Raw genomic sequence first — 21,450 nt, forward strand, 5'->3', positions numbered from 1 at the left:
GAGAATAACTACTTTTTGTCAACAAAAAATCCACTCTATCAATATAAATAAAGTGGATTCTCGGTACAATTGAACCAATGGTGTTATTTTTCCAAAACTGCATACTCCCAAGGTTTTAGCGTTAGGATATCATCTCCTTTGAGTGCTGTTTTCTTGCCTGAAAACACTTCGGTATAATCACCTTTCAGATATTTGGAATTTAGTTTTACGGTTACCGGTTTATCGCTATAGTTGATAATCGGAATTACCCTGTTTTTGTCTTTGGTTCGAGAAAATGAAATCACTTGTTCCATCTTGTCGTTATACAGGCGAACCATTACACCGCCTTCATTACCGTTCCACAAAGCTGGGTTGCGATGTTTTAGGGCAAAGAGTTTTTTGAACAATCCTTCATAAGGCATTTTGCTCCAATCAATCAAGTCTTTATCGAAAAACTTGAGCGAACGATTCAAACCAGCTTCTTGTCCACCATAGACTAGCGGCATTCCGTTGATGGTTCCGGTTAAAACGATAGAAGCCTCTAATCCGTCACCAAAATTATATTCCATATTATTATTCCAAGAATTCATATCATGGTTATCGGTAAAAAGCATTCTGTATCCATCACGCGGAAAAGTGCTCACGTCATGCGCCATGTATTCCACCAAACCGGCTATGCTTTTCTTATCGCGGGTTACGGCGACCATTTTATCGAATAGGGTCCATGAATAAGTCATGTCGAAAGCTTTTTTATGCAAATCACGAGATTCCCATTCACCCAGCATAAAAACAGGTTTTACCGCATCCATTTCGGCTCGAGCATTATCCCAAAAATCAGTTGGAATAAATCCGGCAGTATCACAACGGTAGCCATCAATATCAAAATCTTTTACCCAATATACTAAAGCTTCGGTCATGTATTTTCGAAGTTCGGGTTTATCATAATCAAAGTCGATTACGTCATCCCAATCGTACCAAGGTGTTGGTTGGAAATTGCCTTCTTCTGTTTTAGTATACCAGTCCGGATGGTCTTTGACCAATTGGTTGTCCCAAGAAGAGTGATTGGCCACCCAGTCAATGATAATATGCATGCCCATGCTGTGGATTTTGTCTACCAAATGTTTGAAATCTTCTTTTGTCCCAAACTCAGGATTAACACCGTAATAATCTTTTACCGAATATTCGCTGCCTAAAGTTCCTTTTCGTTTTTCAACACCAATCGGATGAATCGGCATCAGCCAAATAATGTCAATGCCCATGGCTTTTATTCTGGGCAAATGCGCTTCAAAAGCTTTGAAAGTGCCTTCGGGTGTAAACTGTCGAATGTTGGCTTCATAAATCGTTGCATTTTTGCTCCACTCAGGATGTTTAACTTCAACGAATTCTTTGGGTTGGTAGCGTGAATCACTGGTTTCACCGTTTTTTTCTTTCATACAGCTTACCGAAAGTAAGCCTAAAGCTAAAAATAAAATTTTGCTGATGGATTTCATTGTTAAGGAATTAAAAAAAACTAATTTAGATAAAAAAACCGAAACAGTTGTCTCGGTTTAAATTATTTTCTTGATGACTCTCAGTCGATGGGTATGACGGTTTTGATCTGCATTGTAAATCCCCAAATGGTCGAGTCTGTCAATTCTGACTTTGCCGCTGGCGTGGATGATGTAGTTGTTTTCCATCATGATGCCAACATGGATAATTTTGCCTTCATCGTTGTCAAAAAAAGCCAAATCACCGGGTTCACTTTCTTCAATAAAACTCAAGGCATCGCCCTGAGCAGATTGTTGTGACGCATCTCGCAATAGATGATAACCATTTAATTTGTAAACCATTTGGGTAAAACCGGAGCAGTCAATTCCAAAAGGTGTTTTGCCACCCCAAAGGTATGGGGCATTCAAATACATATAAGCTGTGGCAATCAAATCTGATTTTGCTTTTATGCCACTGGTTCGCATGCCTTCAAATTCAAAACCTTCAATGTTGATGTCATTGTGATTCAAAAAAGAAAGTGAAGCGCCTAACGGAATAGGTAAGAGCATGTTTTTGGCATTGGTTACATATTCCACTAAATCAGAATTTAGAATGATTGCGTCTTTGGATAAATCTTTGAAGTTCTTTTCGGAGATGATTTGGTATTGCTTGGAATCAACCCAACCTTCATAATCGTCGTATTGCAATTTGATTTTGGCCCACTGGTTTTGACTTTCCAAAACTTCAAAATGCTCACCAAACAAGACTTGAGAAACGATTTCGCTTCGATCACTGGGTTCGGCTCGTAGAGGAATTATGGCAAGGTTACAAATGGCAAACATCTAAATCAATTATGAATTATTAATTACGAATTATGAATTAATCAAACCGTAATTCATAATTCGTAATTCGTAATTATTTTAAATTCTTTCTATTACTATGGCAGAAGCACCACCACCACCATTACAGATAGCTGCAGCACCAATCTTAGCATTATTTTGTTCCAAAACGTTAATCAAAGTTACAATGATTCTTGCTCCTGAACATCCCAGAGGATGGCCTAACGAAACGGCACCACCGTTAACATTTACTTTGTTATTGTCTAATCCTAAGATTTTGGCGTTCGCCAAACCAACAACAGAAAATGCTTCGTTGAATTCGAAATAATCAACATCTGCTATTGACAAACCGGCTTTGTTTAAAGCGATAGGCAATGCTTTTGCCGGAGTAGTGGTGAACCATTTTGGTTCTTGTGCTGCATCGGCGTATGATTTGATGTAAGCCAAAGGTTTTAGACCTAGAGCCTGAGCTTTTTCTTCACTCATTAAAACTAAAGCAGCTGCTCCGTCATTGATGGTTGAAGCATTGGCAGCGGTTACAGTTCCGTCTTTAGTAAATACGGCATTTAACGTAGGGATTTTGTCCAATTTTACATTGGTGTATTCTTCATCTTTAGAGAAAATAATCGGTTCGCCACGGCGTTGCGGAATTTCAACCGGAACTACTTCATTGTCAAATTTTCCTTCAGACCAAGCTTTAGCCGAACGCTCATAAGATTGAATCGCAAAGGCATCTTGTTCTTCTCTGGAAATTTTATATTCTGAAGCACACAAATCGGCACAAACACCCATGGCGTTTCCATCGTAAGCATCGGTCAAACCATCTTTTTGCATACCATCAACCATAGTGGTTGGACCAAACTTCACACCGTTTCTCAAATGAACATAATGTGGAATCAAACTCATGTTTTCCATACCACCTGCCACTACGATTTCGGCGTCACCGCTCATGATGGCTTGTGCGCCTTGCATCACGGCTTTCATACCCGAGGCACATACTTTATTGACGGTTGTTGTTGGAACAGTATTCGGTAAACCGGCAAAAATGGCCGCTTGAGTAGCCGGAGCCTGCCCAACGCCTGCCTGGACTACATTACCCATTAAAACTTCGTCTACTAAGTTGGGATCTAAATTGATTTTATTTAGCGCCCCTTTGATGGCAACGGCGCCTAATTGTGTCGCAGTAACAGTCGATAAACTCCCCATAAAACTTCCGATAGGGGTTCTGACAGCTGATACGATAACTACTTTTTTACTCATGATAATATGCTTGTTTTGTTGTTTGTTTTTTGCTTCGGCATTAATGTTAAGTCTGTTTTGCCGAATGTCCACAGGACATTCTCCTCTTAATATCAAATGTATTGCAAAACTAATCTTTTCTTGGAAAATTAATGAATTTGTGTCATAATAAATGTTGATTTGAGAATAAATAAAGAAATCTTATTTTCTACTTGATTGAAAGAGAAGCGGTTTTAATTAAAATTTAAAAAAAGAAATGAAATAGTTGTAAATTATAGAATGATAAATTACATTTGCAACCGCTTAAAGAAAATGTTCTTAAACAAAATTGAAAATTTAGGAGAGGTGCCGGAGTGGTAACGGAGCAGATTGCTAATCTGTCGACGGGTAACCGTCGCCAGGGTTCGAGTCCCTGTCTCTCCGCTCTCGGGGTGTAGCGTAGCCCGGTTATCGCGCCTGGTTTGGGACCAGGAGGTCGCAGGTTCGAATCCTGCCACCCCGACAATTTTCAAGACATTTTTTTTAGCATGGTTCCATAGCTCAGCTGGATAGAGCAACTGCCTTCTAAGCAGTAGGTCGAAGGTTCGAATCCTTCTGGGATCACAAATGAATTCATTCAAACAGAAAAAATGACAAGTTTACTTGATCATTTTTTTGTTTTTAAGAAATTATCAAAGCGGAGCTTTGAAGGATGTTGCGCAGCAAAAATCCTTGTGTGATTAAAAGATAAACCACTGAGAAATCAGTGGTTTTTTTATTCCATTATGCTTTGTTATTTTATTTCCTTGTCTTTATAGTAATTGATGAGCAAATCCACAAACTTACTATAACTGTCAATGCCATCTTCTTGTTGATTCGACTTCAAATATTGGTCATAAAAAGCGTGAAAAGCTTTGTCAATTATGGTGTCATATTGCTTCCAAAAGGTTTCGCTTTCTTTGTAATTTTCCAAAATTCCCGGATTGATTTTGACTTTTAAACGGTTGAATTCTTTTTCATTTTTCATTCCTATATTCGACATACAATAGCGTAAAGCACTTGTCAAAGCGGAATATTGAAAATACAAATCCTCATTTTTAACACCAGCCATAAATCCTATAAAATTACATTCGCTTTCGCTACCAAAGCCTATTTGGTGTGCCATTTCGTGACAAACGACATTTGGGAAACCATACATCGGTAACTTGTCATTGACTTGTGCTTCATTGGTAAACGGATTCAAATAGCCACCAAACCCCATATAAGTCAGTGGTAAACTCATCAAGGATTTCTTTTTGCTTGGGGTTTCATATTTGAAAACAGGATACTGTTTGGCCAAATGATCATAACCATTTTGTGTTAATTTAAAGACACTGTCTTGCGAATACGGATTGACCACTTTTTTAGTGCTGTCTTTGGTTATGGCCAATTGTACTTCGTTGGTTTTGATAATCAGTTTTTCCGTAAAAGCGACCAATTCTTTTTCAGTGTATTCTCTTTTGATACTCATTTTTTCGAAAAGCGGTACACGGTAATAGTTGAAAGCCCAAAGAAAGTGAAAGATAAAATACATTACCGAAACAAAACTTAAAGAAGCCCAAATCTTGTCTTTCCAATTCAGTTTTCGATTCTTGTAAAACCAGTAAATACAATAGATAATGGTAATTCCGTAAATAATATCGCCTACTGAAAAAGGAATTTTGCCCAACATCGTTCTGGAAAAACGCGAAATCAAAACGTACAATCCATTACTGTAAAAATGTTCTACCGTTTCCGGAAAAAAGGCGAGGATTTTCAGAAAGAGTATCTGAATTACTAAAAATAAAGGAAGTATATGTTTGCGTTTCAAAGTCAATTTTTAAAAATGTAAATATAATCACAATTTGCACAATCGTCAATTCGAGTGTTTTTTATGTAATAAAAAATGTATCGAGAATAGTTTTGAAGATGAAATGTTCTTGATTAGCTTTGCTCAGTTCGGCTAAAAGCCTCGTGTCAATTTTCTGTCGAAAATCACTCGAACTGACGACGCAACTTTGTAACTTTGCTACTTTGAAACTAACAAACTAAATAAATGAGCCAAGAAATTAGAAACCTTGAACCCAAAGCACTTTGGAACAAGTTTGCCGATTTAAATGCGGTGCCTCGTCCGTCCAAAAAAGAGGAACGCGTGATTGAATTCATGAAAAACTTTGGAAACAGTTTGGGATTGGAAACTTTTGAAGATGACATCCGAAACGTAATCATCCGCAAACCGGCTACTCCGGGCATGGAAAGCCGTAAAACCATTGTCTTACAAGGGCATTTGGATATGGTTCACCAAAAAAATAACGACACCGTTTTTGATTTTTTGACCCAAGGCATCGACATGTATGTGGATGGTGATTGGGTTCGTGCTAAAGGAACGACGCTTGGCGCTGACAACGGTTTAGGTGTTGCGGCTATCATGGCGGTTTTGGAGAGCAAAGACATTCCGCATCCTGCGATTGACGCACTTTTCACGATTGACGAAGAAACCGGAATGACCGGCGCTTTGAATTTAAAAGGCGGTATTTTAAAAGGAGAAATTTTGTTGAATTTAGATACCGAAGAAGACGATGAAATTGATATCGGCTGTGCCGGTGGAATTGACGTTACAGCTACCAGAAGCTATACTGAAGAAGAAACGCCTGAAGGTTCGGTAGGTTACACCATTACCGTAAAAGGTTTGAATGGTGGGCATTCGGGAATGGATATCCATAAAGGTTTAGGAAATGCCAATAAAATCATGAACCGTTTGTTATTTGACGGTTTCGAAAATTTTGGACTTCAAATTGCCGAAATCAGTGGTGGAAGTTTGCGCAATGCGATTCCTCGTGAAAGTGTGGCCAAAGTAATCGTGGCCGGTATGTATGACGAAGCGTTTGTATTTGACATGCAAGAAATCATCAACGATATTAAAACCGAATTCAAAACCATGGAACCCAAACTTGAGATTGAAATCGTAAAAAGCGATTTGCCTTCTAAAGTGATGGATTTGGGTGTTCAAGAAGGTTTGTTGCGTTCGATTTATGCCGCGCACAATGGTGTTTACCGTATGAGTGCTGACATGGCTGATTTAGTGGAAACCTCTAATAATATCGCTCGTGTGATTGTAAAAGAAGGTCAAATTTCAATTCAGAACTTGACACGTTCCTCTGTAGAGACTTCTAAAATGGATTTGGCCAATGCGCTGCGTTCGGCGTATGAATTGTTTGGTTGTGAAGTTGAATTCTCAGGCAGTTATCCGGGCTGGACTCCGAATGTTAATTCTGAAATCTTAGACGTTTTGGTTAATATTTACGAAAAGCAAAATGGCAGCAAACCCAATGTAGTGGCTTGTCACGCCGGATTAGAATGTGGTATTTTAGGAACCAATTATCCGGGTATGGATATGATTTCTTTTGGGCCTACGATTCACGGTGCTCACAGTCCTGATGAAAGAGCTTCGATTAAATCTTCACAGAAGTTTTGGAAGTTTTTCTTGGAGATTTTGGCGAATATACCAGAGAAAAAATAGAGTATAGAATATAGAAAATAGAAAATAGAAACCTCGTTTAGCCATAGACGAGGTTTTTTAGTTTAGTTTTTTTCGGAACTCACTCGGCGTCATTCCGGTTTGCTTTTTGAATAATCGAGTGAAATAAGAATAATTTTCAAATCCCAATATATCAGCAACTTGATTTATCGTTTTTGAAGCATTGGTTAAAAGTCTCTTGGCTTCTAAAATGACTCGATTTGTAATTAATTCTGTTACGGTTTGGTTTAAAATATCTTTGCAAATTCGATTTAAATGTTTCAAGGTGATGCTCATTTTATCTGCATAAAACGACGGTGACTTTTCGGTTTTAAAATGCTGTTCCAAAAGTTGTTCAAGCTGATGAATTTTGTAATTATAAGAATGTGATTTATGATTTGCTGTAGAAAGGTATTTTCGGGAGATTTCGATATGAATGCTATCGAGTAGGTTTAATAGTTTGTCTTCTTTTCTTTGATTGTTGTTTTGGCTTTCGGCTATCATCAAATCGAAATAGGGTAGAATAGAGGCTAATTCACCGATTTCAAAAACGATTTCCGGTTGGTTCATCACCGATTGGTAAAAAGGATAGTCTTCAATTTTTTTGTTGCCAAAATAGAGGTTGTAAATTTCCTGTGCGTAAAAGAAAATATATCCCTCAATGTCTTCGGATAATTGCCAGTGGTGTATTTGTCCGGGTTGGAGTACAAACAAGCTTCCGGGTTTGATGTCATAACGAGTGAAATCAATTTCGTGTGTGCCGCTGCCATTCGTAAATAAAACCAACAAATAAAAGTTGTGTCGATGCGGTTTTTCTATAAAACTGTGGGCTTTCAAATGGTTTTTGAAAGTGTTGATGTACAACTCTTTTTTGCCCAAATCGGCTTTAAAATGGTCAATATTGTAAATCGGATGTTTTTTCAAAATGTCTTTATTGTGCTATTATTAGCGAAGATACTAAACAATTGATTGCCATAATCCTTTTACCTTTGCCTAAAAATAAATCATGCTAAGTAGTTTATACCATATTTTCAGAAATGAGTGTCCTAATTGTCACAAAGGCAAAGTCTTTGCTGATAAGAGTTTCTTCTTTAGTTTTGGGTTTCCCAAAATGCATGAACACTGCAGCCATTGTCATTTCAAGTTCGAAAAAGAACCGGGTTATTTTTTTGGCGCCATGTTCGTCAATTATGGTTTGACTGTAGGGCAAGGCATTATTACTTATCTTATCGCAAGTCCGTTTTTTGACAAAACTTTCGATTTGAGAATCATCCCCATTATCGCTGTTGTTATTGTATTGCTAAGTTGTTTCAACATTCGGCTGTCGAGGATGATATGGATTTATATGTTTAAGAATTATTCGATGTAAAATAAAAAAGCTCCCAAGAAAGGGAGCTTTTCGCATCTTATTAACCCAATAAGAATAAAAACAACAGTGGGAAAAGTAACCCGGCGATGGCCAGTTTCCAACCCCTGCGTTTAAAGGTAAACTTCCCGGCCGGAATCATAATCGCGCCCGTGATAGCTATAGTTATCAATGATATTCCAAAAATGTCTGAATAATAAATCCACCAATTGGAGGTGTTTTTGTGCAGCTTCATCATGTGACTGATCAATGGTGTTTTTTGGAAAGAAACAATTTCGCCTTTTCCGGTTGTCATGTCGATTTCAACATCGTGTTTTTCGAAAGAAATTTTAAATTTTCCTTCTTTTACATTATGACGTCTGATTTTATCCTCAATCCCGAGAGTTTTACCTAAGGAATCGGCAAAAGGCTCGCTGATTTTGTCTTCGGATGGTAATTTTACCTCGATGGCTTTGGTTTCTACCGTATATTTTTCGGGATGCCAACTTTCTCTGTGGTTCATCATAATCCCCGAAAAGGCAAACGAAACAATTAATCCTATGTAAAAATATCCTAAGTCGCGGTGCAAATTTCTGATGGTGGTTTGCTTCATTTTTTAGAATTTATAGGATAGCGTTGTAGTAAGCATTCTTGGGGTAATTGGTGTCACGGTGTTGTCATCGTATACGTAATAGTTGACTACATTGCCTAAGTTGGCTAATCTGGCTCTGATAGCAAAATTTTTGATGGAATAACCCACTGAAGCATCAAACTGTAAAAAACCTTCCACGGGAATTGGTTTTCTGGCCATTTCTGCTGCAGTAGAAGCATTGTTTGGTCTTAATCTTCCACCCAGGCGTTCTCCGATATATGTTGATTGTACACCCAATTCCAATCCTTTTAACTTAGTATTTTCAAAAGTGTAGAAAGCACTCGCATTGGCTGTGTGTTTTGGAGAGAATCTCAGGTGAGTTCCAACATTGTAAATGTTACTTTTGGTATACTTTGTTTCATTAAAACTGTAACCCGCAATCAATCTTAATCCTTTGTGATGACCGGTAATATCTAGTTCAACTCCTTTGCTTTCGTAAGCGCCGGCCAATTCTTTAATGTTGGTGTTGGTATTTCCGTTGGAGAAATCGGTTTGTGCCAAATTGCTGTAGTCGATTAAGTATGTAGTCAAATTGGCTACCAAGTGACCTTTGAAGAATTCGTTTTTGATTCCCACTTCATATTGATTAATGGTGGAATGAGGCAAAGCATTTAGGTTTCTGTCGGTTCCGGTATTCAAAACAAATGAATCAGAATAGCTGGCAAAAATGGAATTGTTTGTGGTAGGTTGGAATACAAAACCAATTTTTGGTGACACTATATTATCGTTGGAGGTAGTTTCAGCGTTAGCGTTTGTCGTAAAGGTCAAAGTGTTGGTAGTGCTTTCCAAATAGCTGTAACGCAAACCGGCCAATACTTTGAATTTTGTATGTAATTCAATTAAGTCTTGGAAATAAACACCGGCTCTTTTTATATTGGCTAAGGCATTAGTGTTTTTATCCAAGGTAGGCACAACAGTATTGTCATAAATTGAATTCTTTGAAATTATATAATATGGATTGAAGATGTTTATTTTGTCGTAATAATTGATGTTTTTGTAAGCCAAAGTTGTGGTATTGCTTTGGTCGGCATCGGCACCAACTAATAAGGTATGTTTGATTTTTCCGGTATTGAATTTTCCGTTTAAATCAATTTCAACCAAACTATAGTCTTGCTCAGTATCGGCTTTTTGAACCCCACGAATCCAATCGCCATTGGCACGAACTAAATTGTTATTGGAATTATTTGGGTCATTAATACCAGCATTTGGTCTTAAACTCGACAACAAATTAGTACTGTAGCCTTGGTACGAAAAGATGCCTTTTAATTGCCAATTTTTATTCAAATCATGGTTGATGGTTGAAGTGAAACCTATTTGCTCCGAATCAAATCTTCCCCAATTGAAACCTAAGAAAGTGTTTATGGGCAATTCAACTACTTTATAGTCAATGGCGGCCAAACCAAAATCAGGTGTTCTGTTGTCCTTGGTGTAATCCGCTTCTACAATAATGTTTGTTTTGGCAGAAATATCAAATAGGAAAGACGGATTAAAATAAATGCGTTGCGTTTGTACTTGATCTCTAAAGCTGTTACCTTGTTCGTAGCTGCTGATGAATCGATAAGCAACTGTATTGCTGTTGTTTACAGCGCCGTAAACATCAACGGTTGGCTTGAAAAAATTATATTCAGTGGCTCTAAAAGATAATTCACCACCATGATCAAATCTTGGTTTTTTAGTGATAAGGTTCAGGATTCCACCCGGTGCAACGTTTCCGTATAGAAGTGCGGCACTACCTTTTAAGATTTCAATGCTTTCCAAAGAACTCGTTTCGGGAATTAAGGAGCCGTTGAAACGAATCCCATTTTTAAAAGTATTACCGCCGCTAAAGGTAAAACCTCTAGAGCCCAACTCTTCTTGGTTGTTTCCTGAAGCATTACTCGCTCCGGAAACATAAACACCATTAGCATTTTTTAAAGCGTCTGATAGTCTTAAAATCTGTTGTTGTTTGATGGTTTCTTTTCCTATTACAAAAGTGGCCTGTGGTAAATCTAAGGGCTTGATATTCGTTTTACCACCTTTTACAATAGTTTTTTGTTGTTGTGAAATGATCACTACTTCTTGAAGGACTTCTCCTTTTTTGTTTTTTACAGTATCATTTACTGCATAAAGTTCTTCTTGATAATTATTGTTGGTCTCTTGGGAAAAACCAATGGCACTAGTAGTAAGTGTTAGGGCGAGAATGGAAATATATTTATACATTTATTTAGAATAATTTAAAATAACGATGCAAATATAAATACGGAAAATCGAATAAAAAAGTTTATTTAGATTAAATATAAATAGTTTTCAACAGCTTGAATTTAATACTTTGATTTACTGAATACTACAAACAAAAAAAAACGCCTGAATTATTTAGGCGTTTTTTTATTTCTTCTTCCATACCAAATCAAAAAGCCGGTAACGGGTAAACTGGCAATTAGTAGACTAATCAAAAAGGCAAATATTTTTCCCGGTAAACCCAATATGGCGCCGGTGTGAATATCATAATTCATTCGCATCAATTTATCAGAAGTGGTGGCGTCTTGCAACTTACCGTAAATATGATTGACCTTTTTTTCTTTTAAGGTATATTGGTCGAAATAGCGATAATCAGTTTTCCAATAAGTACCTTCGTCCAAATTGGCATTGGCGGCAATGGAACCGGAATCGCTTTCAGGTGGATGAACTTCAATGGATTGAGCCTTTGGATATTCCTTTTTCATTAATATAAATACTTTATCCAAGGGTTTTTCCACGGAAGCAAAGGAGATTTCTTTTTTGGAAGCCGGATCTTCGTACACCAAAGATTTATCACCACCCATTAGGGTATAATAACCATAAGCAAACCAAGGGAATCCCCAAACCAATCCGGTAACAGCAAAGATTAGCGCAATGGACATTACATAAAATCCCGTGATATTGTGCAAATCGTAGTTTTTTCGTTTCCATTTTAAGCCTTCTCTCCAACGGAACCAAAAACGTTGTTTGGCTGCTTTTCTGTTTTTGGGATACCAAAGAATCAAACCCGTAATTAACATGAACATGAAGATTAAGGTAGCCGAGGCACAAACTGTTTGTCCGATTTCATGTGGTAACCAAAGGTAAAAATGGCCATCCAAAATCCATCTGAAAAAACCCGAATACATATCTGCCACTTCTAAGACTTCTCCGGAATAGGGATTAAGGTAGATAATATTGTAATAATCATTGCTTTCAACAACATCGTCATGACTAAAAAAAATGGCTTCAGCCGATTTGTTTGAACCGTTGTATTTAATAGCGTGAAGGACTTTGTTCGGGAATTCCTTTCGGGCAATTTTTTCCAATGATGAGGGTAAAAGGAGAGGAGCATTTTGCTTTTCTACAAAGCGATATTCTTCAGTGATGTTTAAAATCTCTTCTTGAAAGGCATAAAAGCAACCGGTAACAGCAATGATAAAAACGATAATGCCCGAACTTAGTCCAAGCCATAGATGGATGCTTCTGATGATTTTTTTGAAAGCGCTATTTTTCATTTATAAAGGGTAAAAACTCCCCATCGAAATGAGGAGTTTAATTAAACAAACAGGAAACCAAATTCTAATGAAGAATTAAAATTTATACGTTAGTCCGGCAGTCAAACTTCTCAGCTTTTGCGGAGTTACTGTAGACCAACCTGAATAATATTTTTCGTTAAGCAAATTGTTTACTTTTAAAGTAATGTTGAATTTATCGCTGTTGTAAGACAGGGCAGAATTCAAAACGGTGTATGAGGGCAATTCGAAAGTACCAATATTGCTCCGGTTTAAGGTTTTATATTCGCTGGCATAATTTCCGCCAAATCCGAATCCGAATCCTTTTAAATCTCCACTTAAAAAAGTATAGTTGGCCCATAAGTTCACTAAATTTTCCGGTCCGGCTTCTTCCGGGCGCAATCCCAAATAACCGTCTCCAGGATTGTCCTTGGTCACTTCACTATCATTATACCCATAACCGGCAATAATGTTAAACCCTTTCATGGGATTGGCGGTAAAACTAACTTCTACACCTTTACTGTTTACTTCACCGCCTTGAATGGCATTATTGATGTTATTCGGGTCAGTCATCAATCGGTTTTTAACATCAATGTTATAATAGCTGATTGAAGCTGAAATAATGTCTTTGTAAAGATTTGTTTTTAATCCGAATTCGTATTGATTGGCCTGTTCCGGGTCGAAAGATTTCATTCTCGGATTGGAACCGTCTACATCAGAAACTTGTTGAGGCGCTACATTGATAAAACCATTCATGTAGTTGCTGAAAACGGAAACTTTGTTTTCTATAATTTGGTATACGGCTCCAAATTTAGGAGAGATACTGGTTTGGCTGCTTACTTCGTCTGTCGACCAGTAAGCGGTTTTGCCCTTGAAAACATCGGCACGCAAACTGGCCATCACTGAGAGCTTGTTGGTAATATTGAATACATCTGAAACATAAGCACTTAAAATTTCGCTTTCAGCGGTTGAATTGCCTTCAAAAGAACCAACCAAAAGATTGTCCACGCCGGCTTGCGTCAAGTCACCGCTGTCAGTTTGGTTTACCAAAGAAACTATTCCGTTGCCAACCCATCCGGTACTGCCGTTAAAAATATCCGATCTGAAATAATCAACTCCGGCGACCATGCGATTTCTTAGTTTTCCGATAGTGAAATCACCAATAAAATTTTGTTGGATACCGGTGGTTAAGGTTTCCCCGTTTCTTTTTGAAATGTATCGGGTAAATTCATCCCCGTTAGCTGAGTCCCACAAATAGGAGTAATAACCACTGGTTTTGCTGTTACTTCTGGCCAAAACAGTTTGTGAAGTCCATTGATCAGATAGTTTGTAAATCATTTGTGCTTGCAAATTAAAGGTAGGATTGCTGATGGCTAATTCATTGGAAGTATATGATTTTTTATAGCTTTTTTCAAATAAATCTATTGAATCGAATGAAAGGGGAGAATACCTGCTTAAGAATATCATCGGGGCATTGGCTGATGTTCTTTCGTAAAATTCAGTATTGATTAAAAAGGAAAGTTTGTCATTAACTCTATAACTTAAAGATGGTGCTACTAACAACGATTTTCCGAAACCGGCATCTTGAAATGAACCTTCTTTTTGGTAAGCGGTATTTATTCTGAAATCAACATTGGAATTTATAGGAATGTTGACATCGGCAGTGACTCTGTCCATACCATAAGTTCCGGCATTATAACCAATTTCGCCGCCAAATTTTGAATAGGGCTTTTTAGTTACGATATTGATTAATCCACCATAGGAAATTAAGCTACTGCCATACAATGTGCCCGAAGGTCCTTTTATTACTTCAATATTATCAATGTTAATTGGGTCTATGGTTCCGTTATTGATGCCGGCAAATCCATTGATCATGGTTGGTTGCGTGGCAAAACCTCTAACGATATAAAATTCAGCACCATCTCCGCCACGACCGGTTGACTCCCATAGCCTTGAAACACCTGTAGCATTTTTAAGAGCATCATTAAAATTGGTGACAACTTGTTCTTTTAAGAGTTCACTGGTAACTGTATTGTAGACTTGTGGATTTTCAATATTGTTTAGCGGCATTTTAGAAACAGTGGTACTTTTTTCTCTCTTGTACTTGTATTTGTTAGTGTTGATTTCAACTTCTTTTAAGGTATTTATAGAATCTTTTTGTGTTGTTTGTCCCAAAAGAGTCGTTGAAAAAAGCAATGAAGCGGATAGGATTAGTATGTTTTTCATTTTTATTTAGATTGATTAAAAATAATTATGCAAATATAAAAGGCGATTTTAAATTACAAAACTTATTTAGAATAAATATAAATAATAATTTTTATACTGTTGATTTTCTAAGTTTTAGAAATAAAAAAACCTCACCAAATGGGTGAGGTATTGAAGTTTTATAAAGATTAAGAGGGTTATTTTTTTGTCATCGGATAACTTTCTGAGCTTTGTTTTCCTTGTTGTAACCCCGAAATAGTAGCCACCAATGCTTTTTCATTGACTTTTTTATAAGTGATTTTCTGTGGATAATCGTGTTTTGGGTTTTCAAAAGCAAAACTGTTTGCAACGTCAGTTGTTAATTTAAAATCGACAGGTTTCTCATTATTTTGCCCTTTTACAGTTGGTCGGTAAATTAAATCATCATCGACTTGCGTTAATACAATACTTTCGGAATGTACAGTGTCTTTTTCCTTAACAATAAAATAAGCTTGTCCCGAAAAAGTACTATCGTTGTCTTTGGTCCAAGTTTCTGTCAAACGGCCTTCAGGTGTTTTATTTTCCCATTGTCCAATTAGCCAGTTCATTTGCTCTAACTTGTCAAAGTTTTTTTCCGACTTGGTTTGACATGAAGCCAATAATAAAACGATTCCTACTGTAATTAAGATTTTCATGATGTTGTTTTTTTATGATAATACAATACTAAGAAAAAAACTTGAAACCTTTAACTTTAAACTTGAAACAAAAAATTGTATTTTTGCACTCCGAAATAGAAAGACAAACACATGTTAGACAGATTACAATATGTAAAACAGCGCTTCGACGAAATCTCAGATTTGATTATCCAACCTGATGTTATCGCCGACCAAAAGCGTTATGTACAGTTAAATCAGGAATACAAAGGATTAAAAGCGTTAATGGAGAAGCGTGATGAGTACGTTCGTTTAACAGACAATATCGCTGAAGCCAATGAAATTTTAGATGATGGTTCTGATGCCGAAATGGTGGAAATGGCTAAAATGCAAATGGACGAAGCCAAAGACCGCTTGCCACAGTTGGAAGAAGAGATTAAATTCATGCTGATTCCAAAAGATCCTGAAGATGCGAAAAATGTAATGGTGGAAATCCGTGCCGGTACCGGTGGAGACGAAGCTTCTATTTTTGCCGGAGATTTGTACAGAATGTATACCAAATATTGTGAAGGCCGCGGCTGGAGAACTTCAGTTGTAGATATGAACGAAGGTACAGCCGGTGGTTTTAAAGAAGTAATTTTTGAAGTTACGGGTGAAGATGTTTACGGTACTTTGAAATTTGAAGCCGGGGTTCACCGTGTACAACGCGTACCACAAACTGAAACTCAAGGTAGGGTTCACACGTCTGCCGCTACCGTAATGGTGTTGCCGGAAGCAGAGGAATTTGACGTGCAAATTGATATGAATGACGTTCGTATCGATTTCTTCTGTTCTTCAGGCCCGGGCGGACAGTCGGTAAATACTACCAAATCAGCAGTGCGTATGACTCACATCCCAACCGGATTGGTAGCCCAATGTCAGGATGAAAAATCACAACATAAGAATAAAGACAAGGCGTTAACCGTTTTGCGTTCGCGTTTATACGAAATGGAGTTGGCCAAAAAACAAGCGGAAGATGCGACTAAACGTTCGTCTCAAGTAAGTAGTGGTGACCGTTCGGCGAAAATCAGAACGTATAATTATGCCCAAGGAAGAATCACCGACCACCGAATTGGTTTGAGTATTTTTGACCTTGATGGTTTTATGAATGGTAACCTTCAGAAAATGATTGATGAACTTCAATTGGTTGCCAATACCGAAAAGCTAAAAGAAAGCGAAGTTTTTTAAAATAAAAAGGGCTAACAAAATGTTAGCCCTTTTTATTTTTTCAATATAAATTACAACTTAAATCCATAGGCAATCCTCAAAGCAATTAATCCCAAACCTTTATCGATTGTGTTGTTTTCTATTATAGGAAAATCACTGTGGTAGTCGTATCTTACACTAAGATCGATGGTTTCGGTGGCATAACCAATTCCCGGACTTATCAACAATGATGTTTTATCGTAATTATTAGTTACCGCAAAAGCCGCTCCAACTTCGCCCAACAAATACAGTTTATCTTTTAAAACAAAAGCTTTAAATCCACCTTTCAAGGGTATATATCCCAAGTCATTGTCTTTTCCGCTTACAAAAAAATTGCTGAAACCGGTTGTCAAGGTCAATGAATATCTTTTGGATAAATCATATTGCAGTCTTATATCGGCGCCAATATTGTAATCATACGGATCTTGAAGCGGAAGACCACCGTTAAGTCCAAATCCTAAGCGGAAGCCTTGGTCATAGTTTTTTGTCGGTGCTTCTTGAGCAAAGGTTGTAAGTGTTCCAAAAAGGCACAGTACTACAACAAAATTCACGGAATTTCTAAGAATAGTTTTCATGGTACAGAATTTAAATAATTGTTAGCGTCGTTTTTTTTCTATATCTCTTTTCCTTTAATGATTCTAAGCAATATTGCAATTACTGCAATAACCAATAGTATGTGAATTATGGAGCCTACATTATAAACAAGGAATCCAAAAAACCAAAGTATTACTAATACTACCGCTATGGTATATAATAAATTTTGCATGGTGGTGTGTTTATGAATTAATTTTTACCCAAATTTAGCCTTATCAATCAAGGCTTAACAACGATACAAAGTTGCAATCGTTTGCCCTTTTTTGCGTTACAATAATTTTTCAAATTGTTACAGAATTTCCATTAAAGACAAAAAAAATCCTGTGCAAAACACAGGATTGATATTTTAAAGCTGAATCTTCTTAGCAATCTTCCGAGAGATAGATGGTAAAGATTGAACCTTCATTGGGCTTGCCTTCCGCAAAGATGTAGCCTTTGTGATTTTCTACGATTTTTTTACAAATGGCCAACCCGATACCGGTTCCGGCATATTCGTTTTTGTTGTGTAATCGGTTAAAAAGGATGAATATTTTTTCGGCATATTCTTGTTCGAAACCAATACCATTGTCTTCAAAAGTGATTTTATAAAATTTGTCTTTGGTGTTTTTAGGGATTAAATCTTCTTCAAAAGCGGACACTCTTTTGCACGATATTTTGATTTCGGGTACGACATTTTCCTTACTGTATTTGAGTGAATTCCCAATCAAGTTAATAAACAACTGTTGGATTTGAAAAGGGATAACAGTCATTTTAGGCAAATCATCGTTTTGAATAACGGCATTTTTTTCTTCAATAGATTGGGCCAAATCAAATTTGGCATTTTCCAACAATTCATTCAAATTGACTTTTTCAAAAATCTTTTCTGTTTTGTTGGCTCTGGAATATTGCAACAAATCATCAATAAGGATTCTCATTCTGTCCACTGAGGAATGAATTCGGGTAATGTACTCTTTTCCGTTTTCAGAAAGGTTATCGTATTCCTTGTCCGAAAGGCGTGAAATAAAGGTTTGAATTTTTCGCAATGGTTCTTGTAAATCGTGACTGGCCACATAATTAAACGCCAAAAGTTCTTTATTACTGGCTTCAAGTTCAATATTTTGTTGTTCCAATGATAAAGAAGCTAATACTTCATCGGTTACATCACTGGTGGTACCAATCAAAAGTTTGTTTCCCGATTTATTGGTCACAATTCGACCGGTAGTTCTGAAGTATCGTAACTTCTTGTCTTTTTTAATCACGCGATAGGTGAAAGACGGAAGATTGTCATTTTCTAATCGCTTTGAATTTATTCCTTCAAAATACGATTTGTCCTCCGGATGCACGTATTTCAAAAAATCATTTTGCCCGTTTTTAAAAGATTGTGGTTCGCAACCCAATAACCTGTAAATATTGTCTGAAAAGGTATATTCATCCGTGTCAATATTGAGTTGCCAACTCCCGAAATTACCCACTATTTCTGCCAAATTACTCGATTCGTTGAGTACGGTTAAACGGTTGTTGGATATTTGCATTTTCTCTAAATCGCGATTGATTCTGATGTAGGAAATAGAAATCAGCACCAAGGTAATCAGCAAAGTAATGTAAATAAAAATCGGAGTTACTTTGATGGTGTCTTTATAGCTCAATTCTCTTGTCTTTAAGTTTTTTTTCTCCAAAAGAATCATCACATTAATTTGATTGCGAACACTGTCCATGGTATATTTGCCTACCAACAGTTTTTCTTTTAAGACGGTGTCATTTAATGATTTGTTTAAAGAAAGGTGCAATGCTGCCGAAAGGTAATTTTGTCTTTTATTAATGTAAAATTCTAATTTTCTGAGGTTGTTTTCTTGGTCAGGATCATTTTGAGAATAACTTTTAACAATGTCTAAGGAATGGGCAATTTTCTTTTTGGCTTGGATATAGGGTTCTAAAAAGGTAGAGTCTTTGGTAATCAAAAAACCACGCTGACCGGTTTCGGAATCTTTTAAATAGGAAAATAAGCGCTCCAATTCGAGGTTGACATCATAAGAATGATTCACCCATTTGGAGGAGTTATTCAACAAATTGATATGCTTAAAAGTAACGGCGGATATAAAAAATATAGCAAAAATTGAAACCACAAAAATGCTTTTGAGAAAGATAGGAGATTTGTAAAAGGCATTTAGTTTCATGATTCGGGCTTTATATTTTTAGTAAAAAATTTTCCTTATTTAATCCCGAAGTATGGTATTGCCAATTGATGGTTACCACATCCGATAATACTTTTTTCAGCGTTGCAAAGTCGTTTGGCTTTTTGATGTAAATATTAGCACCTCTGATAAAGGTTTCTTCCACATGTTCTTCAGAAGAAGAAGTTGAAAAAATTGCTATCGCAATGTCATCAAAGCGATTGTCTTTTTTTATTTCGTCCAAACATTCAATACCGTTTTTTCTGGGCATGTTTAAATCAAGAAACAACACATTGGGCAAAACCGCATCAGGTTGGTTCAAATAGTTCATGAGTTCAACACCGTCATTAAACGTATTTACTTTGGTATTAATTTTTAATTCCTCAAACGCATCAGTAAAAAACAGCCTGTCATCTTCATCATCATCCGCCAAAATAATATGTATATATTCCTTCTCCATAAATTATTTTTTGTTTGCAATCTCTCTTCTCTTGTTTATAATCCTTTGGAAAGCCGAGGGCGTTATTCCAGTGACATTCTTAAATTGAGTACTCAAATGAGCTACGCTCGAGTAATTAAGTTTAAAGGCAATTTCGGTTAAACTTAGTTGACCGCTCACAATGAGTTGTTTGGCATATTCTATTTTTTGCATAATGATGTAATTTTCTATAGAAGTATAGGTTACATCTGAAAACAAATTAGACAAATAGCCATAACTGTGGCTCAATTTTTCTGCAAGATAAACAGAGCTTTTGACATTTACTAATTCAGGACTGTGAATCATTTCTATAATGGTGTCTTTCATTTTCTGAACCAAAACAGTTTTTTGGTTTTCAATGATATCAATTCCATATTCTTTGAGTTCATCGGTGAATTCCTGGAAAGTTTCTGAGTTGGTTTTATCAAGAATTTCTACTTCGCCAAACCCCAAAATTCGATGCTTGATTTCGTGCTTGATGAGTTTTTCTTCTAAAACTTTGCGGCACACAGCATTAAAGTCAAATTTGATAAAAATTTTCATAAATGAATACGGATTTATTATTGTCTATAAAAGTAACAAAATATTTCCATCAAAAAAGCCGTAAATTAATACGGCTTTTTTTCTCTCTCTAACCCCAACTTTTATTGTTGCCAACAATAATTAAGGCATTACTTATTATTAGCTTTACAAAGATATTTCAGCCATAAAAGTTAGGCGTTATATAATTTTCAGCTTATGTTATAAAATTTTCACTTTTCACATTTCAATTAGTAACTTTGCCACACAACTACTAAAAAATGACAACAACACAACTCGTTCAACAAATTCGTCAAAAAAAATCTTTTCTCTGTATAGGTTTAGATGTTGATTTAACTAAAATTCCACAGCATTTATTGGCACTGGAAGATCCTATATTCGAATTCAATAAAGCCATTATTGATGCCACACACGATTTGTGTGTTTCCTATAAGCCCAACACGGCTTTTTATGAAGCTTATGGTTTAAAAGGTTGGCAATCATTACAAAAAACCATCAATTATCTTAACGAAAATCACCCTGAAATTTTCACTATAGCCGATGCAAAACGCGGTGACATCGGCAATACATCAACCATGTATGCCAAAGCTTTTTTAGAAGATTTGAACTTTGATTCCGTAACTGTAGCACCTTATATGGGTAAAGATTCGGTTGAACCGTTTTTGGCTTTTGAAAACAAGCACACTATCATGTTGGCACTAACGTCAAATGAAGGTGCTTTTGATTTTCAAACTAAAAATGTTGAGGGTGAAGAATTGTATAAAACGGTCATCAAAACTTCCAAGACTTGGAAAAACAGTCAAAACTTAATGTATGTTGTGGGCGCTACTAAAGCAGAATATTTTGCTGAAATTCGAAACATCGTCCCTAACAGTTTCTTCCTGGTTCCCGGTGTTGGTGCGCAAGGCGGAAGTCTTTCTGATGTTTGTCAACACGGAATGAATGAAGAAGTCGGTTTGTTAATCAACTCCTCGCGTGCGATTATTTATGCTTCCAATGGGATTGATTTTGCTCAAAAGGCTAGGGAAGAAGCTTTAAAACTGCAACAGGAAATGGCAGAAATAATGAAATTTTAATTCA

General features: G+C 36.6%; 19 protein-coding genes and 3 tRNA genes. 7 read left to right on the plus strand and 15 right to left on the minus strand.

Going from position 1 to position 21,450, the window contains the following annotated elements; translation table 11 throughout:
* Positions 1–83: 83 nt before the first annotated feature.
* The 3 genes from HA632_RS04290 to HA632_RS04300 all read right to left on the minus strand — a co-directional run bounded on the left by HA632_RS04290 (position 84) and on the right by HA632_RS04300 (position 3,545).
* Positions 84–1,469, minus strand: coding sequence for an alpha-amylase family glycosyl hydrolase (locus HA632_RS04290; protein ID WP_176305980.1), 1,386 nt, complete (start codon positions 1,467–1,469; stop codon positions 84–86).
* Positions 1,470–1,526: 57 nt separating this feature from the next.
* Positions 1,527–2,288: a C40 family peptidase gene (locus tag HA632_RS04295; RefSeq protein ID WP_176305981.1), complete on the minus strand. Its 762-nt coding sequence runs from the start codon at positions 2,286–2,288 to the stop codon at positions 1,527–1,529.
* 78 nt (positions 2,289–2,366) lie between these two features.
* On the minus strand, positions 2,367–3,545 hold the full coding sequence (locus HA632_RS04300; RefSeq protein ID WP_176305982.1) for an acetyl-CoA C-acyltransferase: 1,179 nt from the start codon (positions 3,543–3,545) through the stop codon (positions 2,367–2,369).
* Positions 3,546–3,863: 318 nt separating this feature from the next.
* On the opposite strand from HA632_RS04300, the gene HA632_RS04305 reads away from it, so the two are divergent.
* From HA632_RS04305 to HA632_RS04315, 3 genes are all read left to right on the plus strand, one after another.
* Positions 3,864–3,947 (plus strand) — tRNA-Ser (locus HA632_RS04305).
* A 4-nt stretch (positions 3,948–3,951) separates the two neighbouring features.
* Positions 3,952–4,026 (plus strand) — tRNA-Pro (locus tag HA632_RS04310).
* 27 nt (positions 4,027–4,053) lie between these two features.
* Positions 4,054–4,127, plus strand: a tRNA-Arg gene (locus HA632_RS04315).
* 169 nt (positions 4,128–4,296) lie between these two features.
* On the opposite strand, the gene HA632_RS04320 is transcribed toward HA632_RS04315, so the two are convergent.
* Positions 4,297–5,352 carry a DUF3810 domain-containing protein gene (locus tag HA632_RS04320; RefSeq protein ID WP_176305983.1) on the minus strand — a complete coding sequence of 352 codons (1,056 nt, stop codon included), beginning with the start codon at positions 5,350–5,352 and terminating at the stop codon, positions 4,297–4,299.
* 225 nt (positions 5,353–5,577) lie between these two features.
* Between HA632_RS04320 and HA632_RS04325 the strand changes: the two genes are divergently transcribed.
* The gene (locus HA632_RS04325; RefSeq protein WP_176305984.1) at positions 5,578–7,041 is read left to right on the plus strand and encodes an aminoacyl-histidine dipeptidase; all 1,464 of its coding nucleotides are present in this window, start codon (positions 5,578–5,580) and stop codon (positions 7,039–7,041) included.
* Positions 7,042–7,098: 57 nt separating this feature from the next.
* Here the strand turns inward: HA632_RS04325 and HA632_RS04330 are convergent, their stop codons facing one another.
* Entirely contained in the window at positions 7,099–7,962 is an 864-nt protein-coding gene (locus HA632_RS04330) for an AraC family transcriptional regulator (protein ID WP_176305985.1), read from the minus strand.
* 82 nt (positions 7,963–8,044) lie between these two features.
* Between HA632_RS04330 and HA632_RS04335 the strand changes: the two genes are divergently transcribed.
* Positions 8,045–8,407 carry a DUF983 domain-containing protein gene (locus HA632_RS04335; RefSeq protein ID WP_176305986.1) on the plus strand — a complete coding sequence of 121 codons (363 nt, stop codon included), beginning with the start codon at positions 8,045–8,047 and terminating at the stop codon, positions 8,405–8,407.
* Between the two features lie 40 nt (positions 8,408–8,447).
* Here the strand turns inward: HA632_RS04335 and HA632_RS04340 are convergent, their stop codons facing one another.
* From HA632_RS04340 to HA632_RS04360, 5 genes are all read right to left on the minus strand, one after another.
* Positions 8,448–8,996, minus strand: a complete 549-nt coding sequence (locus tag HA632_RS04340) for a PepSY-associated TM helix domain-containing protein (RefSeq protein WP_176305987.1) — start codon at positions 8,994–8,996, stop codon at positions 8,448–8,450.
* A gap of 3 nt (positions 8,997–8,999) precedes the next feature.
* The gene (locus tag HA632_RS04345; RefSeq protein ID WP_176305988.1) at positions 9,000–11,234 is read right to left on the minus strand and encodes a TonB-dependent siderophore receptor; all 2,235 of its coding nucleotides are present in this window, start codon (positions 11,232–11,234) and stop codon (positions 9,000–9,002) included.
* Between the two features lie 149 nt (positions 11,235–11,383).
* A complete protein-coding gene (locus tag HA632_RS04350) occupies positions 11,384–12,529 on the minus strand; it encodes a PepSY domain-containing protein (RefSeq protein WP_176305989.1) in 1,146 nt (381 codons plus the stop codon).
* 75 nt (positions 12,530–12,604) lie between these two features.
* Positions 12,605–14,752 carry a TonB-dependent siderophore receptor gene (locus HA632_RS04355; RefSeq protein WP_176305990.1) on the minus strand — a complete coding sequence of 716 codons (2,148 nt, stop codon included), beginning with the start codon at positions 14,750–14,752 and terminating at the stop codon, positions 12,605–12,607.
* Positions 14,753–14,928: 176 nt separating this feature from the next.
* Complete coding sequence (locus tag HA632_RS04360) at positions 14,929–15,405, minus strand: DUF6265 family protein (protein WP_176305991.1); 477 nt, start codon at positions 15,403–15,405, stop codon at positions 14,929–14,931.
* A gap of 111 nt (positions 15,406–15,516) precedes the next feature.
* Here HA632_RS04360 and prfA point away from each other — a divergent pair, with 111 nt between their 5' ends.
* Entirely contained in the window at positions 15,517–16,590 is a 1,074-nt protein-coding gene (gene prfA, locus HA632_RS04365; protein ID WP_176305992.1) for a peptide chain release factor 1, read from the plus strand.
* Positions 16,591–16,640: 50 nt separating this feature from the next.
* On the opposite strand, the gene HA632_RS04370 is transcribed toward prfA, so the two are convergent.
* The 5 genes from HA632_RS04370 to HA632_RS04390 all read right to left on the minus strand — a co-directional run bounded on the left by HA632_RS04370 (position 16,641) and on the right by HA632_RS04390 (position 20,373).
* Positions 16,641–17,183 carry a hypothetical protein gene (locus tag HA632_RS04370; protein WP_228778752.1) on the minus strand — a complete coding sequence of 181 codons (543 nt, stop codon included), beginning with the start codon at positions 17,181–17,183 and terminating at the stop codon, positions 16,641–16,643.
* A 38-nt stretch (positions 17,184–17,221) separates the two neighbouring features.
* Positions 17,222–17,374, minus strand: coding sequence for a lmo0937 family membrane protein (locus tag HA632_RS04375; protein WP_176305993.1), 153 nt, complete (start codon positions 17,372–17,374; stop codon positions 17,222–17,224).
* A 190-nt stretch (positions 17,375–17,564) separates the two neighbouring features.
* Positions 17,565–19,355 carry a CHASE3 domain-containing protein gene (locus HA632_RS04380; RefSeq protein ID WP_176305994.1) on the minus strand — a complete coding sequence of 597 codons (1,791 nt, stop codon included), beginning with the start codon at positions 19,353–19,355 and terminating at the stop codon, positions 17,565–17,567.
* A 10-nt stretch (positions 19,356–19,365) separates the two neighbouring features.
* Positions 19,366–19,812, minus strand: a complete 447-nt coding sequence (locus HA632_RS04385; RefSeq protein ID WP_176305995.1) for a response regulator — start codon at positions 19,810–19,812, stop codon at positions 19,366–19,368.
* A gap of 3 nt (positions 19,813–19,815) precedes the next feature.
* A complete protein-coding gene (locus HA632_RS04390; protein WP_176305996.1) occupies positions 19,816–20,373 on the minus strand; it encodes an AraC family transcriptional regulator in 558 nt (185 codons plus the stop codon).
* Between the two features lie 257 nt (positions 20,374–20,630).
* On the opposite strand from HA632_RS04390, the gene pyrF reads away from it, so the two are divergent.
* A complete protein-coding gene (pyrF, locus tag HA632_RS04395) occupies positions 20,631–21,446 on the plus strand; it encodes an orotidine-5'-phosphate decarboxylase (RefSeq protein WP_176305997.1) in 816 nt (271 codons plus the stop codon).
* The last annotated feature ends 4 nt before the right edge of the window (positions 21,447–21,450 follow it).

The organism is Flavobacterium sp. J49 (genome assembly GCF_011742145.1).
Taxonomy (GTDB): domain Bacteria; phylum Bacteroidota; class Bacteroidia; order Flavobacteriales; family Flavobacteriaceae; genus Flavobacterium.